The organism is Paenibacillus sp. FSL R5-0378, from assembly GCF_038009285.1.
Lineage (GTDB): Bacteria > Bacillota > Bacilli > Paenibacillales > Paenibacillaceae > Paenibacillus_AQ > Paenibacillus_AQ favisporus.
Genome location: NZ_JBBPAY010000001.1, coordinates 3,864,755 through 3,881,559 on the forward strand (window position 1 = coordinate 3,864,755; position 16,805 = coordinate 3,881,559).

Annotated in this window: 17 protein-coding genes; 14 read left to right on the forward strand and 3 right to left on the reverse strand. The window is 52.4% G+C overall.

Annotated elements, in window-relative coordinates:
- Positions 1-57 precede the first annotated feature (57 nt).
- From MKY74_RS18100 to MKY74_RS18125, 6 genes are all read left to right on the forward strand, one after another.
- On the forward strand, positions 58-1,068 hold the full coding sequence (locus MKY74_RS18100; protein ID WP_076166970.1) for an oxidoreductase: 1,011 nt from the start codon (positions 58-60) through the stop codon (positions 1,066-1,068).
- 72 nt (positions 1,069-1,140) lie between these two features.
- Positions 1,141-1,800: an AraC family transcriptional regulator gene (locus MKY74_RS18105; protein ID WP_244169172.1), complete on the forward strand. Its 660-nt coding sequence runs from the start codon at positions 1,141-1,143 to the stop codon at positions 1,798-1,800.
- 49 nt (positions 1,801-1,849) lie between these two features.
- Positions 1,850-2,101 carry a helix-turn-helix domain-containing protein gene (locus MKY74_RS18110; protein WP_251675128.1) on the forward strand — a complete coding sequence of 84 codons (252 nt, stop codon included), beginning with the start codon at positions 1,850-1,852 and terminating at the stop codon, positions 2,099-2,101.
- 212 nt (positions 2,102-2,313) lie between these two features.
- Positions 2,314-3,228 carry an SDR family oxidoreductase gene (locus tag MKY74_RS18115; protein WP_076166967.1) on the forward strand — a complete coding sequence of 305 codons (915 nt, stop codon included), beginning with the start codon at positions 2,314-2,316 and terminating at the stop codon, positions 3,226-3,228.
- Positions 3,229-3,376: 148 nt separating this feature from the next.
- Entirely contained in the window at positions 3,377-4,357 is a 981-nt protein-coding gene (locus MKY74_RS18120; protein ID WP_076166964.1) for an aldo/keto reductase, read from the forward strand.
- Positions 4,358-4,535: 178 nt separating this feature from the next.
- Complete coding sequence (locus MKY74_RS18125) at positions 4,536-6,344, forward strand: LTA synthase family protein (RefSeq protein WP_144025344.1); 1,809 nt, start codon at positions 4,536-4,538, stop codon at positions 6,342-6,344.
- A 77-nt stretch (positions 6,345-6,421) separates the two neighbouring features.
- On the opposite strand, the gene MKY74_RS18130 is transcribed toward MKY74_RS18125, so the two are convergent.
- From MKY74_RS18130 to MKY74_RS18140, 3 genes are read right to left on the reverse strand one after another with little or no spacing between them, the layout of a single operon-like run.
- Entirely contained in the window at positions 6,422-8,353 is a 1,932-nt protein-coding gene (locus MKY74_RS18130; RefSeq protein ID WP_076166956.1) for an ABC transporter permease, read from the reverse strand.
- A complete protein-coding gene (locus MKY74_RS18135; protein WP_076166953.1) occupies positions 8,340-9,107 on the reverse strand; it encodes an ABC transporter ATP-binding protein in 768 nt (255 codons plus the stop codon). The genes MKY74_RS18130 and MKY74_RS18135 overlap by 14 nt, the downstream gene beginning before the upstream one ends.
- Before the next feature lie 42 nt (positions 9,108-9,149).
- The gene (locus MKY74_RS18140; RefSeq protein WP_076166951.1) at positions 9,150-9,893 is read right to left on the reverse strand and encodes a hypothetical protein; all 744 of its coding nucleotides are present in this window, start codon (positions 9,891-9,893) and stop codon (positions 9,150-9,152) included.
- A gap of 198 nt (positions 9,894-10,091) precedes the next feature.
- On the opposite strand from MKY74_RS18140, the gene MKY74_RS18145 reads away from it, so the two are divergent.
- The 8 genes from MKY74_RS18145 (at position 10,092) to MKY74_RS18180 (ending at position 16,643) form a co-directional block, all read left to right on the forward strand.
- Positions 10,092-10,763 (forward strand): response regulator transcription factor, encoded by a 672-nt coding sequence (locus tag MKY74_RS18145; protein WP_076169397.1) that lies wholly within the window; start codon positions 10,092-10,094, stop codon positions 10,761-10,763.
- A complete protein-coding gene (locus MKY74_RS18150; protein WP_076166948.1) occupies positions 10,760-11,776 on the forward strand; it encodes a sensor histidine kinase in 1,017 nt (338 codons plus the stop codon). Before MKY74_RS18145 ends, MKY74_RS18150 begins: the two co-directional genes overlap by 4 nt.
- A gap of 76 nt (positions 11,777-11,852) precedes the next feature.
- Positions 11,853-12,272, forward strand: a complete 420-nt coding sequence (locus MKY74_RS18155) for a MarR family winged helix-turn-helix transcriptional regulator (protein ID WP_076166945.1) — start codon at positions 11,853-11,855, stop codon at positions 12,270-12,272.
- Positions 12,273-12,363: 91 nt separating this feature from the next.
- Entirely contained in the window at positions 12,364-13,227 is an 864-nt protein-coding gene (locus MKY74_RS18160; RefSeq protein WP_076166942.1) for an alpha/beta fold hydrolase, read from the forward strand.
- A gap of 226 nt (positions 13,228-13,453) precedes the next feature.
- Positions 13,454-14,059: a DUF2087 domain-containing protein gene (locus tag MKY74_RS18165; protein WP_076169394.1), complete on the forward strand. Its 606-nt coding sequence runs from the start codon at positions 13,454-13,456 to the stop codon at positions 14,057-14,059.
- Positions 14,060-14,071: 12 nt separating this feature from the next.
- A complete protein-coding gene (locus MKY74_RS18170) occupies positions 14,072-14,731 on the forward strand; it encodes a spermidine synthase (RefSeq protein ID WP_244169170.1) in 660 nt (219 codons plus the stop codon).
- A 369-nt stretch (positions 14,732-15,100) separates the two neighbouring features.
- Complete coding sequence (gene vat(I), locus MKY74_RS18175; protein ID WP_076166935.1) at positions 15,101-15,766, forward strand: streptogramin A O-acetyltransferase Vat(I); 666 nt, start codon at positions 15,101-15,103, stop codon at positions 15,764-15,766.
- Positions 15,756-16,643, forward strand: a complete 888-nt coding sequence (locus MKY74_RS18180) for a Vgb family protein (RefSeq protein WP_076166932.1) — start codon at positions 15,756-15,758, stop codon at positions 16,641-16,643. The genes vat(I) and MKY74_RS18180 overlap by 11 nt, the downstream gene beginning before the upstream one ends.
- Positions 16,644-16,805 lie beyond the last annotated feature (162 nt).

The following is a 16,805-nucleotide window of genomic DNA, read 5'->3' on the forward strand; positions in this document are numbered from 1 at the left end:
GACTCTTACAATGGAGCTTAAGAAATCCAAACACAAGAGTCTTAGGAGGAGATAACCATGAAAACCATCATATATAGCGAAAAACATATCGGAGGGCTGAAGCTGAGCAACCGATTGATCGTTTCCCCTATGCAGCAGAACCAGGGGACGCCCGAAGCGTTCGCCACCGATTATCACGTGAACCACTACGGCCGGCTTGCCGGCGAAGCCGCGATGGTGATGCTGGAATCGACCGGGGTATCGCCGAACGGCAGGCTGTTCAGCAACGACATCGGCATTTTTACGGATGAGCATGTCGCCCCTTTGAAAAAAGTGGTCGAAGCCGTTCACGCCAAAAACACGCCGGTTTTCATTCAGCTTACGCATGGCGGCAGAAAGTCGTGGAAAAACGGGGGTTCGCGTCTGCTGGCACCGAGTCCGATTGCCTACGACGACGAATACGGGATTCCGGAAGAAATGAGCTTGTCGAATATCCGGAGCGAGATCGATAATTTCCGGCTAGCTGCCAAAAGAAGCCTGGAAGCCGGCTTTGACGGCATCGAAGTGCACGCGGCACACGGTCATCTGGTGCATCAGTTCCTCTCCCCGCTGTCCAACCACCGGACAGATGAATATGGCGGCTCGCCGGAAAAACGAATCCGGTTCCTGCGTGACATTTTGGAAGCCGTCCGCTCGGAGGTGGGACGCGACTATCCGGTACTGATCCGCGTATCCGCGTCCGATTTTACCGAAGGGGGCCTTACGCCCGTAGATGTGGCGAAAATTTCCGCTTCCCTGGAGCCGCTGATCGATGCTGTTGACGTGTCTTCCGGCGGCCTGCTCCCGGTCAATCCCGCCGCGACGCCCGACGGGTATCAGGTACCCTATGCCTCCATTATAAAGCAATACGTGAGTATTCCCATCATTGCCGTAGGTAAAATTTACACCAAAGAACTTGCCGAGTTTATCCTAACGGATCGACTGGCGGACTTTATCGCCATTGGTCGGCCGCTGCTGGGAGATCCGGAGTATATCCGCAGCACTTTTTTTGCTTCTGAGGTGGAAGCTGTCGGTGTTCATTCTAATTGAGCCTTGAGATGAAAGAGTATCGAAGCTATCGTTAAGGGAGGAAGTATATGATACGAGGAGTTGTTAAAAACGGTGCAGCTAACGAATGAACATGCGGTTCCATCGGCGTATCCTGACGCTAGGGGGACGCTTGAAGCCGAAACAGCCCGGCTGATACAGCTGATCTACCTGTATGCTCCGCATGACGGTGCCTTTGATCAGCGCATCCCTGGTTTGTTCATCGGCCGCTATTCACGAGTAGATATGGACAACGTTAAAACCTTTTACTCGCCTTCTTTGGGAATCGTTGTGCAAGGAGCCAAGGACATCACGGTCGGGAAGGAGGTTCATCGGATCGGCCAATCGGATATGTTTGTGACTCCCGCGGCCCTGCCGGTTGCTGTTCAGACCACACAAGCCAGTCATTCCGAACCGCTGCTCGGTGTCAGACTGGATCTGGATCCGCAAAGAATCGCCGAGTTGGTCCTGAAAGTGTATCCCCAGGGACTGCCTCCAATTCATGAACGGAGTGCATGCTACGTCACTCACGCCGACTTAGGCATTGTAAGGACGATGTCGAGACTGATAGAGTATCTATTTCACCCCGGTGATGCCGAATTGTTGGCTCCACTCGCAGTGGATGAGATTTTAATACGGCTTCTGCGCAGCCCCGTCGGCGTTCATGTTGCCGAAATGGGTTTTGCTGACTCGGAAATGCAGCCTGTGGTGAAGGGCCATTGCTTGGCTCCGTGACAACTTTTCTCAGCAAATAAAGGTTGAAAACTTAGCGGAATTGGAGCATATGAGTGTGTCTACTTTTTATAAGCATTTTAAGTCAGTCACGTCGATGAGCCCGCTGCAATACCAAAAAGCGCTGCGCCTTCAAGAAGCCCGGCATCTGATGTTATCTCGCCAAATGGACGCAACCACAGCATGCCGGCTTGTAGGGTATGTAAGCGACTCCCAGTTCAGCCGGGATTACAGCGCTTATTTTGGACGCCCGCCAAGAAGGGACGTTTCCAGATTGCTTCAAAGAGAACTAATCATGGACTGATCGAATGGTGTTGTGTGGGTGAGGCAGGGGTTCGATCAGATTAGGGAAACATATCAGAATATCAGGCAAAGAGTGGCGAGGATCAGGCAAAGATCGGGGTGAGCTGTGGAGTATGCTAAGTTTAGCGTTGAATCAGCGGCAAGGGGATAAGAGATTACCGCCGCAAGAGATGCAGCAGCTAAACTACTCTACAGCTTTAGGAGGACTTTACTATGCGTGTTTTTGTTACAGGAGCAACAGGCTTTATCGGTGCCGCTGTCGTCCGCGAACTCGTGGGTGCCGGACATCATGTGGTGGGGCTTGCCCGCTCAGACAAATCGGCTGAAGCATTGACTGCCGCCGGGGTTGAGGTGCATCGGGGCAACCTCCATGATCTCGACAGCCTTAAAGCTGGCGCGGAGGCATCGGAAGGTGTCATTCACACCGCTTTTAACACGGATTTTAACAACTTTGACGAAACCACGAACTTTGTAGATACCGCCGAAGCGGACCGGCGAGCGATCGAGACGTTGGGCGAAGCGCTCGCGGGAACGAATCGGCCCCTCGTTGTCACATCCGGTACCGCCCTTCTTAGACCAGGCCGTCTCGCAATGGAAGAAGACCCCATGGATTCCCAGTCGTTCGCAGCGCTTCGGATCCCATCCGAAGAGACGGCACTGTCATTCGCCCAACGAGGTGTGCGTGTATCGGTGGTGCGGCCCCCGTTATCCGTACACGGCCAAGGGGATCATGGCTTCATCCCGGCACTCATTCACCTAGCCAAGACCAAAGGCGTCTCGGCATACTTAGGCGATGGTTCTAATCGCTGGTCCGCTGTGCACCTTCTCGATCTTGCGCACCTGTTCCGGTTGGCCTTGGAAAAGGCTCCTGCCGGCGCACGGCTGCACGGTGTCGGCGAAGAAGCGATCTCGTTTAAAGATATCGCCAATATTATTGGTCAACGCCTTGAAGTGCCGGTAAAAGGCATTTCCCCCGAGAAGGCTGAAGAACATTTCGGTTTTCTTGCGGCCATGGTAAAGATGGACAACCCGGCCTCAAGCACCCGGACCCAAGAGCAGTTGGGCTGGTCTCCCGTGCAGCCCGGGTTGATTGCTGACATCGATCAGAACTACTTTACAAACGCATAATTCGGACCTACCGGCCCAGGCGGTCGACAAACCCTTGTCGGTAATTCATCTAAATTGGTTCTTCCAAAATCGCATGTATTGGCTCTGATCATAAGCCATTTCCCTTATTATAATGAAGCCATACACAAGCGAAAGGGAGGAAATGTTGATGAACAGAACCTTGGGATCATCCGGTATTCCTGTAAGTCCGCTTGGGCTCGGGTGCTGGGCGATTGGCGGAAACTTTACGCTCGGCGGTCTGCCTGACGGATGGGGAGAGGTGGACGATGCGGAATCGGAGGCGGCCATCCATACGGCACTGGACATGGGAGTAACCTTCTTTGATACGGCCGACGCTTATGGAACCGGACATAGTGAAGAAGTGCTGGGGCGTGCGGTCAAGGGGCGCCGCCATCAAGTGGTCATCGCCACCAAATTCGGATTTTTGCAGGACGCCGCGAACAGGGAAGTGCATTTGCGTTACGACGTCTCGCCCTCCTATGTCCGCTTTGCCTGCGAGCGTTCGCTCCGACGGCTGGGGACCGATTACATCGATTTGCTGCAGATTCATCCGGGTTCATTGACCCGCGAAGAGATGGAGTCCGTGATCGATCCGCTCGAACGTTTGCGCGGGGAGGGGCTTATCCGGGCATACGGGTGGAGCACGGGGGATGCGGAGAACGCCGAATTTTTCGCCAGCCGGTCGCATGCAGCCGCCATTCAGCATGAGCAAAATGTTCTCCATGACAACCGTGACGTCGTGGCCGTTTGCGAGCGGTTGGGTCTTGCGAGCATTAACAACACGCCGCTGGCGATGGGGCTTTTGAGCGGCAAATTCCGGCCGGAGACAAGCCTGCCGAATACGGATGTCAGAGGCAGCGGGCATGACTGGGTGAGGTACTTTAAAGACGGCAGCCCCCTTCCCGAGTTCATTGAGAAGCTTGACGCCATCAAAGAAATTTTGACGAGCGGCGAGCGGACGCTGGTGCAGGGAGCTCTTGCCTGGTTGTGGGCGAGAAGCGATGCCGCGATCCCGATTCCGGGCTTTAAAACGAGACGGCAGGTGGAGGAACTGGCAGGTGCTGTATCCCTTGGCCCATTATCGGCTAAACAAATGCAAGAAATCGATGCGATGGTGAACAGCTTCTAGCAAAGTTCGCAAGCAGATAGATGTATGAATCGGCCCTCACGGTATTTCCGTGGGGGTTTGTCAATTCACAGAATTGTAATGTCAGTATGAAGAGAATGTTAAATTTTCGTATGATTTTAATGTTTTTTTAAGATAATTGGCGTATACTGTTCGCTTGAGAACAGATGGGAGTGATACCGTGCGCCAATTATTTGTGCCGTCCAGGCGGGTGGGGATAACCCTTTTCTCCTTGCTGCTCGGCGGTTTTATTTTGAACTTCTTCATGCAGGCGGCTTCGCTCGGAATGAATATCGGTAGCGTGCTGAACTGGATTTCCCAATATTACTGGCTGTATTTGTCCGGCAGTTTGTTTTTCTTTTTCGTGCTGCTGGTCTGTGCCATGATCATTCCGAATGTCTATACGGGGGCGTTGATCGCTTTTATCGTATGCGTGGTCCTCGGGATCGCCAATTATGAGAAGCTGTCCACAACGGGCGAGCCTTTATTCCCATGGGATTTGATGCAGATCAAGAACGCCCAGGAAATGACGAAAATTACGAAGGGCATGATTTCGCCGACAGCGGTAGTCGTATCGGTGCTGCTCGTTGCGGCATTGATCTATCTGATGCTGAAGCTGCCAAAGGTCAAGGTCCGTCTTCCGCTTCGGATTACGCTTGGCATTATCTCGTTGGTGGCAGTCGGCGGATTTATACAAATGGTAGGAGGCCAGCACGCGCTGGCCACATCGCTGAAGTATCAGAACATTCCGTGGAACCAGAAGGTCAACTACGCCCAGAACGGGTTCGTGTACGCCTTCGCCGGCAACCTGATGCAGAACCTGATCGAGAAGCCGGAGGGTTACAGCAAAGAAGCGATCGAAGCCATCGCGCAAAAATACGGAGCATCTACCGGTACGCTGCCAACCAAAGCGGTAGAGCAGCCGAATATTATGTATATGATGGACGAGGCTTTTTTTGATCCGACCCGGATGCCGTCCTATACGTTCAGCGAGGATCCGCTGAAGTTTATTCACCAGAACGCCCAATCGACGCCGGATGGTTTTCTGCTGTCCCCTGAGTTCGGAGGCAACACGGCCAATGTGGAATTTGAGGCGCTGACCGGCCTGTCGATGTATTTTTTGAAGGACGGGTCGATTCCGTACCAGCAGCGAATTGTCAAAATGCCCTCACTGCCTTCCATCGTCAGCATTTTGAAGGACCGGGGATACGAGGCGCTGGCGCTGCATCCGTTCGATGACACGTTCTACAACCGCAATCGGGTGTATCCGATTCTCGGCTTCGACCAATTCACGAGCGAGAAGGACCTGCCGAACGCCAAGCGGTATACGCCGAATGGCTACATTTCCGACATGGCCGCCGTGCAGGAAGCCGTCCGTGAGCTGAAGTCGGCGAGCAAGCCGACGTTCCTGCACCTGGTGACGATGCAGAACCATTTTCCGTTTACCAAAGGGCTGAACGGTTCGAACACGATTACGGTTTCCGGCGTCAAACCGGAATACAAAGACGAGCTGGAAACGTACACGCATGATACCAAGCTGACGGATGAGGCGGTGGCTTACTTGAGCCAACAGCTGAAGACGATTCAGCGGCCGACGATCGTCGCGTTCTGGGGCGATCACCTTCCGGCATTGTCCTCAGGGGTGTATGCGCAGGCCGGATTTAACGACAACCCGCGCCTGAAGCATGAGACGAAGCTGATCTACTTGGCGAACTTTGATATCGGCAGCAAATCTCCGGGCACGATGAGTCCCGCTTTTATCGGACCGACCGTGTTCGAGCTGTCCGGCCAGAGCATGCCGGCGTATTACAAGCTGCTGGAGAAGGTGAAGTCCGAAATTCCCGGCTTGAACAAAAGCGTGTTAATCGGCAAGGATAACGCCGTGATCTCCGCCTTGACGCCGGAGCAGCAGAAGCTTCTGAACGATTACAAGCTTGTGGTTTACGATATGTTAGAGGGAGAGCAGTACGGCAAGGATTTGCTGTACTAGGGATTGCGTGCTGCCCCTACCGATTGAAGAAGGGGATGTCCCATGGTATACACCACGGGCATCCCCCTTTGCTATATTTATTGCTGTGCCGATACGGTCCGATAATAGGTTTTGACCGTAAACGCATAATAGGCGAGATAGATCAGAAGATAAGCCCCGCCGGAGAGGAGGATCGGAACGGCGAACAGGCCGCTGATCAGGTTAATGCCGGCAAGTGCCTTTAGCATCATGATGCTGTGGACCAGTCCGACAATCAGCGGGAGTCCAAACACGAACAGCACCTGCTCGGCGACCGACCGCCGGATATCTTTACGGCTTACGCCGATTTTGCGCAAAATGCCGTAGCTTCCTTTGCTGGCTTCCGCTTCGGTCAACTGATTAAAGTAGATGATACTCCCGGTAGCTGCCAGAAAGACCAGCCCGAGAAATCCGAGCGTAAAGACGTTGATGCCGGCGTTCTCCACATTCTGGCGGTACTGCTGATAGAATGTTGCCATTCCGCTTCCGTCTCCAGAAAGCTTGATGAGCGCCGTTGCCGTTTCCTTCGTCGTTTCCTGGCCCCTGACTTTAAAGGCCTTATAGGTGCTGGCTTCGAGGCTCTTGCTCAACTGGCTGAACAGGCTGTCGCTCATGACGATGCACAGATCCGGATAGCCCCAAGGGAGGATGCGTCCTTCAGCAACCCCAGTCACCTCTAAGCTCACCTGTTCATTCCCCGTGGTGACGGATATTCGATTTCCTTGTACCTCATCAGCCGATAGGTTCGTGTACAATGGGCGAACGAGGACAACATCCCGACCTGCGGGCTGAAGACGTTCTTTATAGCCCAGTGTCGAAGCGGCCTGATTATACGTTGATGCAGATATCAGCTTTACGGGAACCTCATTTGTCTCATAATTTCCCGGATGATAGGCAAACCGGGTCAGATCGGCATCGGTCGCAATCACAGAAAGGTCGATTTCGGCGATAACCGAATGCTTGGCGTCCGAGAGAATGAGTTGTCTGGCCGTTGCATCAAGCCCGTTTTCCGAAGCGGCGTAGGTGTAGCTGAACGGCATCTCCTGTTCGGCGCTCTGCTTTTGGGTATAAAAAAAGCTGTAGCCGACGCTTACCGCGCACAAGGTCAAGGAACTGAGCAGCGCGATCGTGGTCAGCATGACCGTATTGCTGCGGATCCGGTAGAGCAGGTGGGAAGTGCCGATCATGTTGATGCCGCGGTAATACCTTTTTTTATGATGTGATGACAGCTGTAAGAGCGCAATGACAAGGGAGCGGAACAACAGATAGGTGCCTGCGCCTAGTCCAATAAAAATGATGGAGAAGTTGACAAGAATACCTTGGGTCGTACTTACAGGTTTAAAAGCAGTCCAGTAACCCAGAGCAATGAGGATGACGGACAGCCCTGCAGCGAGCCGAGAAATTCGGGGCGCATGCTCGCCTTTTCGCTCGGCTTGGAATAGCTCCACGAGCTTGAACTTATAGATCAGCCGGTACCCCTGCATGGAAGTGATCAGAATCAGGACCGCAAATACCAATGTTACTTGACCAATGGCCCCGATGTGAATTTCAAACCCGGCTCGGACCGGGTTATCCAGCAGCTTCAGCAAAATCATTGTGAACAGCTTTGATAAAAGGGTGCCGAGAGAGACGCCTAAGATCAAGGCAACCAGACTCATGATCAGGTTTTCATAGAACAGCATCCGGGCGATCGTTTGTCTCCGCATTCCGAGCAGAGCATATAAACCAACCTCCTTCTTTCTTTTTCGGGTAAAGAAGGCGTTCGAGCCCCATACGAATACGGCTGTGAACAAGATCAGGATGACGGATGCCTGGGACAGAATGGCCCGGAGGCCTTCGGAGGACTGCAGTCCTTCAGCAATGGCCTGGCTATATTGAAGCGACACGAAAATATAGTAAATCATGACACTGAAAATCATGGACAGCAGGTAGATTAAATAGTTTTTGACGTTCCCCTGAATATTTTTCTTCGCTACGTCAAACAGCGTCAATGGCTCCGCCTCCCAGTACGGCCAGTACATCCAGCACTTTTTTGAACATGTCCCTGCGCGACTGGCTTCCCTTGACCAATTCGGTGAACAGGCTTCCATCCTTGATGAAAATCACCCGCTTGCAGTAGCTGGCGGCATAGGCGTCATGGGTAACCATCAGAACTGTAGTTCCTTCCTGTTCGTTCAGTTCCTTCAAGCTCTCCAGAAAGTCGGTCGCCGATTTGGAATCGAGCGCCCCGGTAGGCTCGTCGGCCAGCAGCAGCGCGGGTTTCGTCACGATCGCCCGGGAAGCGGCCGTGCGCTGCTTCTGCCCGCCCGATATCTGGTACGGATACTTGTCCAGAATAGACTGGATCCCGAACCGGACCGCAACCTCGCTTGCCCGCTGCTCCAGCTGCCCGACATTCATTTTGGCAATGGCCAGCGGAAGCACGATATTCTCCTTAACTGTCAGCGTATCGAGCAGGTTGTAATCCTGAAAAACGAAGCCCAGCCGGTCTCGGCGAAACGAAGACAGCTGCTCTTCGTTCATGTTCAGGATGTTGTGTCCGTCGATCACCACCTCGCCCGAGGTCGGGGAATCAATGGTGGCCAAAATATTGAGCAGCGTCGTCTTTCCCGAGCCTGACGGTCCCATAACAGCCACGCTGTCGCCTTCCTTGACGGTTAGGTCGATGTGTTGCAGGGCGGATATGACGCTGTCTCCCGATCCGTATACTTTGGAGATTTGTTTGCCTTCGATAACGACATTCATTGATTGTGTCTCCTCCTTAATGGGGGTCTGTATTAGACTTCATTAACCCATGCGGCCGAACAAAGTGAACAGGGAAATCCCGGCGCAAACGATCAGCGTCCAAGTTCCTATTTTCAACCATCCGGGAAAAGGGGTGCTGCGCAGTATGGTCCACCCGAACGGAATAAAAGCAACGGCAAGCCCTCCGGCTGCCGCGATGGACCATGGCGTCGTTCCTTTCAAAACGCCGAGCGGGAGTGCGCTGGCCAGTGCCAGTGCTGCGGATTGGACCAAGCCGAGCGTTCCGGAACGGTAAGAGCCGATGGCCAGCACGATCCATCCTAAGATGATAGCGAGATTAAAAGTGCTGTAGATGTGGAAGGCACCGTACGCATCTCCGACCGTGTTCACCGCCTGACCAACGCCGCCCGTTTTCACCAGTTGAAAAGCCAGATGATCGACTCCTGCATGGAAGGTGCGGGCAAACAGGCCTGAAATGACGAATAATCCGCCCCAAAGCGCGAAGCGCGGTTTCGAAACGCCGATCGACTGGACCAGCAGCAGGACGGCCGGCCAGAGCATGATAATCCCAGCCCCGAACAGGCTGTACGAAGCCGTCATCTGCAGCGGATGCTTGTCATAAGCTGCCAACTGGTCGGGAAAGAAAAAGTGATACGGTGAGCGGAGCAGGATGCCCGCCAGAAGCAGTATAGGCGATACGATCAAGGCGATTCCCCCGGCCCACGTTCCGGGAAATCTCTGTTTCGCCACTGCTGAGGTCAGCGCTATTTTACCATGTCCTTGCATAAAATCTCTCCTTGTTCTTTGCTGTTACCAAGCCCGGTAGTGTTCATTATAAAGGAGTCAAAATGCATCAAAGCTTACGGTATTAGGAAGAACCTAACGATTTTGTCACATTGGGCGGAAAAGCTGGAGGCAGGGGAGGATGTAGTTTACAATAAGGATACGATATAAGTGCATGAGCAAAGGATGAACCGGATGAACATGAAAATTTTGGTCGTGGAGGACGAACCCGTAATCCGGGAGATGATCGGGGACTCGCTTGCGAAATGGGGATTCGAACCGATCCTGGTCAGCGATTTCGAACAAGTGATGTCTTTGTTCAGTGAACAGGCCCCTGGACTGGTCATTCTGGATATCAACCTTCCAAAGTTCGACGGTTACTATTGGTGCAGCCGGATCAGGGAGGTGTCCAAGGTACCGATCCTCTTTTTGTCCTCGCGGACGACGCCGATGGATATGGTGATGGCAATGAATATGGGAGGGGACGATTTTATCCAGAAGCCTTTTCATATGGATGTGCTGATGGCCAAGATTAACGCTATGCTGCGAAGAGTGTACTCCTACCTTGATGTACAAACCCATGTTATCGAGCATCAAGGCGTACTGCTGAACCTGAACGACGGGGATGTGTCCGTCGGAGAGCACCGGGCAGAGCTGACCAAAACCGAATTTATCATCCTGAACATGCTGATGCGGCATGCAGGCACGATCGTCGGACGAACGAAGATGATGCGGAGCCTGTGGGCAGACGAAAGTTTTATTGACGATAATACGCTTACCGTGAATATTGTCCGAATCCGGAAGAAGCTGGCTGACCTCGGGAAGAAGGATTATATTGTGACTAAGAAGGGGCAAGGGTATCTGATACCATGAAATTTGTGGACTATGTAAAGGTCAAAAGCTGGTTTATCGCGTTCTACATCCTGCTGATGACCGTTGTGACACTGTTTATGTATATGGATTCGGACGGTTCTTCCGGAATAGAGAACATGGTGTACTTGAATATGATCTGTTTTGCCGGTGCCGCGCTGTACATGGTGATCGGCTATTATTACCGGAGACCTTACTATCAAATGCTTCGACAAATGAAGATCAGCAAAATGGAGGAAGTAACAGCCCTCCTTCCCGAATCACAGCATCCACTGCAAGCAATCGTTAATGAATGGGCCGGGCGGCTTCAACGCCTGCACTCTGCCCAGCTGCAGCAGCAGCTTCTTGAGAAGAAGGATCACCAGGACTTTATCATGTCATGGATTCATGAAGTAAAGCTGCCGATTACCGCGTCCAGGCTCCTATTGGAGAACGGTATGACTCACAATCCGGAAGCTGTCATGGACAAGCTGGAGGACGAGATCGACAAAATCGATCATTATGTGGAGCAAGCACTCTATTATTCACGGATCGACTCGTTCAACCGGGATTACTTGATTACCGAAACCGCGCTGGAGCCTCTGATTAAAGCAAGCGTCAAGAAATACGCCAAGCTGTTTATAAACAAGCGAATCCAGTTTCTGATGGCCGGCAAGCCGCTTTTCGTTCATACCGACGGCAAATGGCTGGGTTATATGATCGACCAGATCGTATCTAACGCGCTCAAATATACCGGCGAGAACGGCCGCATCCTGCTCCGTTATGAGGAGGATGCCGCCGAGAAGCGGCTGGTTATTGAAGACACGGGGATTGGTATCAAGGCGGAGGATCTGCCGCGTGTTTTTGATAGAGGCTTTACGGGCGGAACGGGCAGAACCGAAGCCAAATCCACGGGTATGGGGCTCTATTTGGCTCGTCAGATGGCCCTGAAGCTCAGCCACCGCCTGACGGTTGATTCGGCCGAAGGCGAGTCGACTGCGTTTACGCTGCATTTTCATAAATTTAAGCAGGAATAGCGGACATATGTAGCCGGTTATTCATAAGTTTTCTCGTAGAGCTTTAATATAATTTGAGAAACAGGATGGGATTAGGATGAAAAAAAACGCAGCCACCATGTTCAGCAAAATCCGCAACGCCATTAACGCTATGATCATATCGGAACTGGAACAGCGCGGCATCGAGGGCATCGTCTCCTCACACGGGGATATTTTGTGGGCGCTGTATACCCAGGACATGCAGCCCATAACCGTGTTGAGCGAAAAAATCGACCGGACGCAGCCGACGGTCACTGTGCTCGTAAACAAACTGGAGAAGCTGGGATATGTCCGCAAAGTGAAGAGCAAGGAAGACAGCCGCATGACGCTCGTTTCGCTGACGCCGAAAGGAAAAGAATTGGAGCCGGTGTTCGAGGAAGTGTCCGCCCGTCTCAACGAGACCATATACGGCGGACTTTCCGACAAGGAGCAGGTTCAGCTTGAATCGCTGTTGGAGCAAATATTCAAGAGGTTCTAATGCTTCATTCACAAATACATAGACATCTATATAATTATTCGATACACTGTAATACATAGATATCTATGTAAATAGTGAGGAGGCATTCTTTATGAAATGCGAGCTGAAACATACGACGATTCACTACGAGATTCACGGCAACGGTAAGCCGGTTTTGCTGCTGCATGGGTTTTCCTGTGACCATCACCTCATGACGGGATGTATGGAGCCGGTGTTCAAGAGCCAATCCGGCTGGAAAAGGATTTATCCGGATTTGCCGGGAATGGGGGACAGCACCGTTACGGACGGTATCCAGAGTACGGATGATATGCTGGAGGCGCTCGATGAGTTTGTTGGAGAAATTTTGGGGGATGAACCTTTTATATTGGCTGGAGAATCTTATGGCGGCTACTTGTCCAGAGGACTGCTCAAGAAGCGTCAGCATCAAATCGAGGGTCTGCTCCTCATTTGCCCGACGGCCGGACAGGCGAAGCACGACGCGCCGGCATTTCAGCTCATTGCCCGGGATGAAGAATTTATGTCGCAGTTGAACCATCCGGACACCGGTGAATTTAGCGGAATGCATACGGTACAGGACGAGTACAATTGGAGCCGGTTTGAACGGGAAATTGTGACCGGGCTCAAAAAAGCTAATCGGCCGTTTCTGGAGCGTTTACGCCAGCGTTATGATTTCTCGCCTGAAATGGAGCAGCTGGACACCCCTTATGTGAAGCCCGTGCTTATTCTGGCCGGCCGGCAGGATCATATTGTCGGTTACCGGAATCAGTGGGCGTTTGCGAACGAGTATCCGCGGGCAAGCTTCGTCATGCTTGATCGGGCTGGCCATAATCTACAGATCGAACAAAGCAGGTTATTCCGCGTCCTGGTGGAAGAATGGCTTGATCGGGTAACCGAAGAGCAGGAAGCCAAGCACAGCCAAGCAAAGGAGAGCGTAACCAGGATGCGTTCAATCTAGATTTTATTCACACACAGCATATTTTCACAATGACCAGACTCCCGAGATGGGGTCTTTTTTTTTCTGGAAGGCACCTTTTCCGGCAATAGCCCGATCCTGATAAATAACCGTTGCAAGCTTTAGGCACAGTGGCTTCCCCTGCGCTTTTCTTGACGGAAGCGAAAATATTGATTATCCTTATATTTAATAAACATTAAATTTAATATGCATATAAAGGGTGGTTTTTCTGCAGCTCGATAAACTGGTCAATTATTATAAGGCTTTAGCCGACCGGAACCGGATACGGATTCTGGTACTCCTGTCTCAAGAAGAAATTAACGGAATGACCCTTGCGGAGAAGCTGGGTGTCACCCCTGCGACGATCACGCATCATATCGCCAAATTAAAGGAAGTCGGGGTTGTCATGGAGCGCCGGGAAAAGAACGTGTCGTACTACCGGATTTCGCAGGACATGATCGAGCGTACGGAAGGCCAGCTGCTGAAGCTGATCCGCAATTATGAGCCCCAGGAGGATCAGCCCGGGCCGCAGTTGTCCGCTAAGAACGAGAAGCTTCGGGACACTGTGCTCAAGAGCTTCATCATGGATGACGGCCGGCTGAAGAACATCCCGGCACAACTCAAGAAAAAGCTGATTGTGCTTGAGTTTATGGTGCGAAACCTGGATATGGGACGAAAATATACGGAGAAGGAAATCAACGAGTTCATTAAAACGTATCATCCCGATTTTGCCACGATCCGCAGGGAATTCATTATGCATCACTACCTGTATCGTGAAAAAGAAATCTATGAGTTGAATCCGGTGGAAATGTGGGAGAAATGGGAGTATCTCTAGGGAGGCGGTTACGTGCTAGTAGACCCATTGGAAGTTGTGGAACGCTGCGATACCCCGCGCGGCGAAATTCAGCTCCAGCGCCGGGGCTGCGAATACGAATTGATCAGTAACGGTACGTTTCTCATGGCCACCTATAACGGCGAGTCGGAAAAAAGGCTTGTCCGTTCGGCCATCGATGCCTGCGCCAAAGACGGGATGACTCTGCTGATCGGAGGCTTAGGTGTCGGCTATTCTTTGGGAGAGGCGGTGCATCATCCGCAAACCGGTCAAGTCACTGTCGTGGAAATCGAAGACCAGGTCATCACCTGGAACCGGACTTATTTAGCGCCATTTTCCGGAAACGCGCTGTCCCACCCAAAGACGAGGGTCGTATGCGCCGACCTGCTGAAATGGATATCCGAGACCGACGAGACGTTCGATGCGCTATGTTTTGACATCGATAACGGGCCGGATTGGACGGTGTTTCAGAACAACGAAAGCTTGTACTCTCCGGAGGGACTTAAGGCGCTTACCCGCCTGCTGAATCCCGGAGGCGTCATGTCTTTCTGGAGTGCTTCGGCGTCTCCGGCATTTAAGGCGCTCCTCGAGTCCCGTTTTGCCGGCGTGGAAGAAATTCGCATCGAGCAGCCGCGGAACGTCGAGCCTGATGTGGTGTACATAGCCAAAACTTAAACTGCAATCGTGCAGCGCTTTATGGAAAAAGGGTTGAACATGTGACTGCGATATGGTAGATTAAGGGCATTCAAGTCATGAAAGGGTGACCTTAGGCCAATGATCTACTAATCCTATCCACACAAAACAATCGTTTGAAACGATGTTTAGGATAGGATTCGTGCGGGCTTTTTTAAGTAGTCATGCTGGTTGGGCATGTGCTTCTTAAATGCGGGATCATGGCGCACCCTCTTGACGAGAGGATTCAGCGGATTTCCATGCGTATACAGCCTCCTGTCCTGAACATCGGGACAGGGGGCTTTTTTGTGTGGCAATGAGGAGACCGAACACGCTATCCAATCTGCTGAACAATCGAAAGGAGTGACTTGCATGCCAGGTCCTAATCCGAACGCGAAGTATCCGATACCCGGGGATAACAATATGCAGTTTATCAAAAACGTGATCACGATGCCGAACCTGATCGCGGGAGATTATTCTTACTACTATGCGATCAATGGAGAGTCGTTTGAAGATCAGGTGCTATATCATTACGAATTTCTCGGAACCAAGCTAATTATCGGCAAGTTTTGCTCGATTGCCGGTGAGGCGCGTTTTATGATGGCTGGAGGCAACCATCGGATGGACGGCTCTACGTTTCCTTTTAATATTTTCGGAAACGGCTGGGAAGCCCACACACCAACACTGGATCAGCTCCCGATCAAGGGGGATACCATTGTGGGAAACGACGTCTGGATCGGACGAAGGGCAACGATCCTGCCGGGCGTGAAGATTGGCGACGGAGCGATCATCGCGGCCGAAGCCGTTGTGACAAGGGACGTCGAGCCTTACACCATCGTCGGCGGCAACCCGGCGAAGGAAATCCGCAAGCGCTACGCACCCGAGGTGATCGCCGAGCTGCTGGAGATCCGCTGGTGGGATCACGACATCGAAGAAATCGAGCGGTTCATGGGCGCCATTGCCAGCGGCGACATGGATCTGCTGCGGCAGATGGGCAAGCCAATGCTGCAGGAAGGAGGCATGTCAAATGAGAATTGAATTGGTGGAATTCGCCTTGCCTTTGCCGGACTCGGGGCCGTACGGTATTGCGGCCGGCAGTGATGGGACTGTGTGGTTTACGGAGCAGAAAAGGAACCGGATCGGAGCCCGGAATGAGCATGGCGAGTTTACCGCGTTTGACGTGCCGACACCAAATGCGGGGGTGATGTCGATCCTGTGCGACCGAAACGGGGATCTTTGGTTTAATGAATATCATGCCGGGCAAATCGGCCGGATGACGCCAGGCGGAGAGTTCAAGGAGTATAAGCTGCCCGACCCGGGCTGTGCGCCGTTTGGTCTCGCTGAAGGGCCTGACGGGGCGATCTGGTTCACCGAGATGATGACCGGTCGGATCGGCAGGCTCAGCCCTGGGGGTGAAGTGACCGAGTACAAGCTTCCCCATGAGGGTGCTTTTCCATCGTTCATCACCACAGGCAGTGACGGGAAGCTGTGGTTTACGGAAAACCAAGGGAATCGGATCGGCACCATCGACACAGACGGTTCAGTGACTCACTATGCGCTTCCAACGCCAGGTTCCGCACCGGTGGGGATTACGGCGGGCCCAGACGGCGCGCTGTGGTTTGTGGAGATCGCCGGGAATCGGGTCGGCAGAATCACGACGGACGGTGAGATAAGCGAGTATTCGCTGTCTACCGAAGGGGCGAAGCCTCACGCGATCACGTCCGGAATCGGCCAGGACCTTTGGTTCACGGAATGGGGTGCGAACCGGATCGGCCGCATCACCGTGGACGGTAAACTGACCGAATATGACATTCCGACACAGGGGTCGGAACCGCATGGCATCACTGTGGCCGCGGACGGCACGGTGTGGTTTGCCGAAGAATGCAATCGTCTTGGACGATTGACGATCAAGTAAAGAGTGCGAAGCAAAAGTCTCAGGATCATCCGTGACCTGAGGCTTTTTGGTATGAAAATGACATATCTTTTTCTGTCCGTTTATTCGGAATAATGGACTAAGTGGATGCTCCACGAGTACTAATTTTTTAACTATTTTTGTCGAAAGCCTTGTAAAGCAATA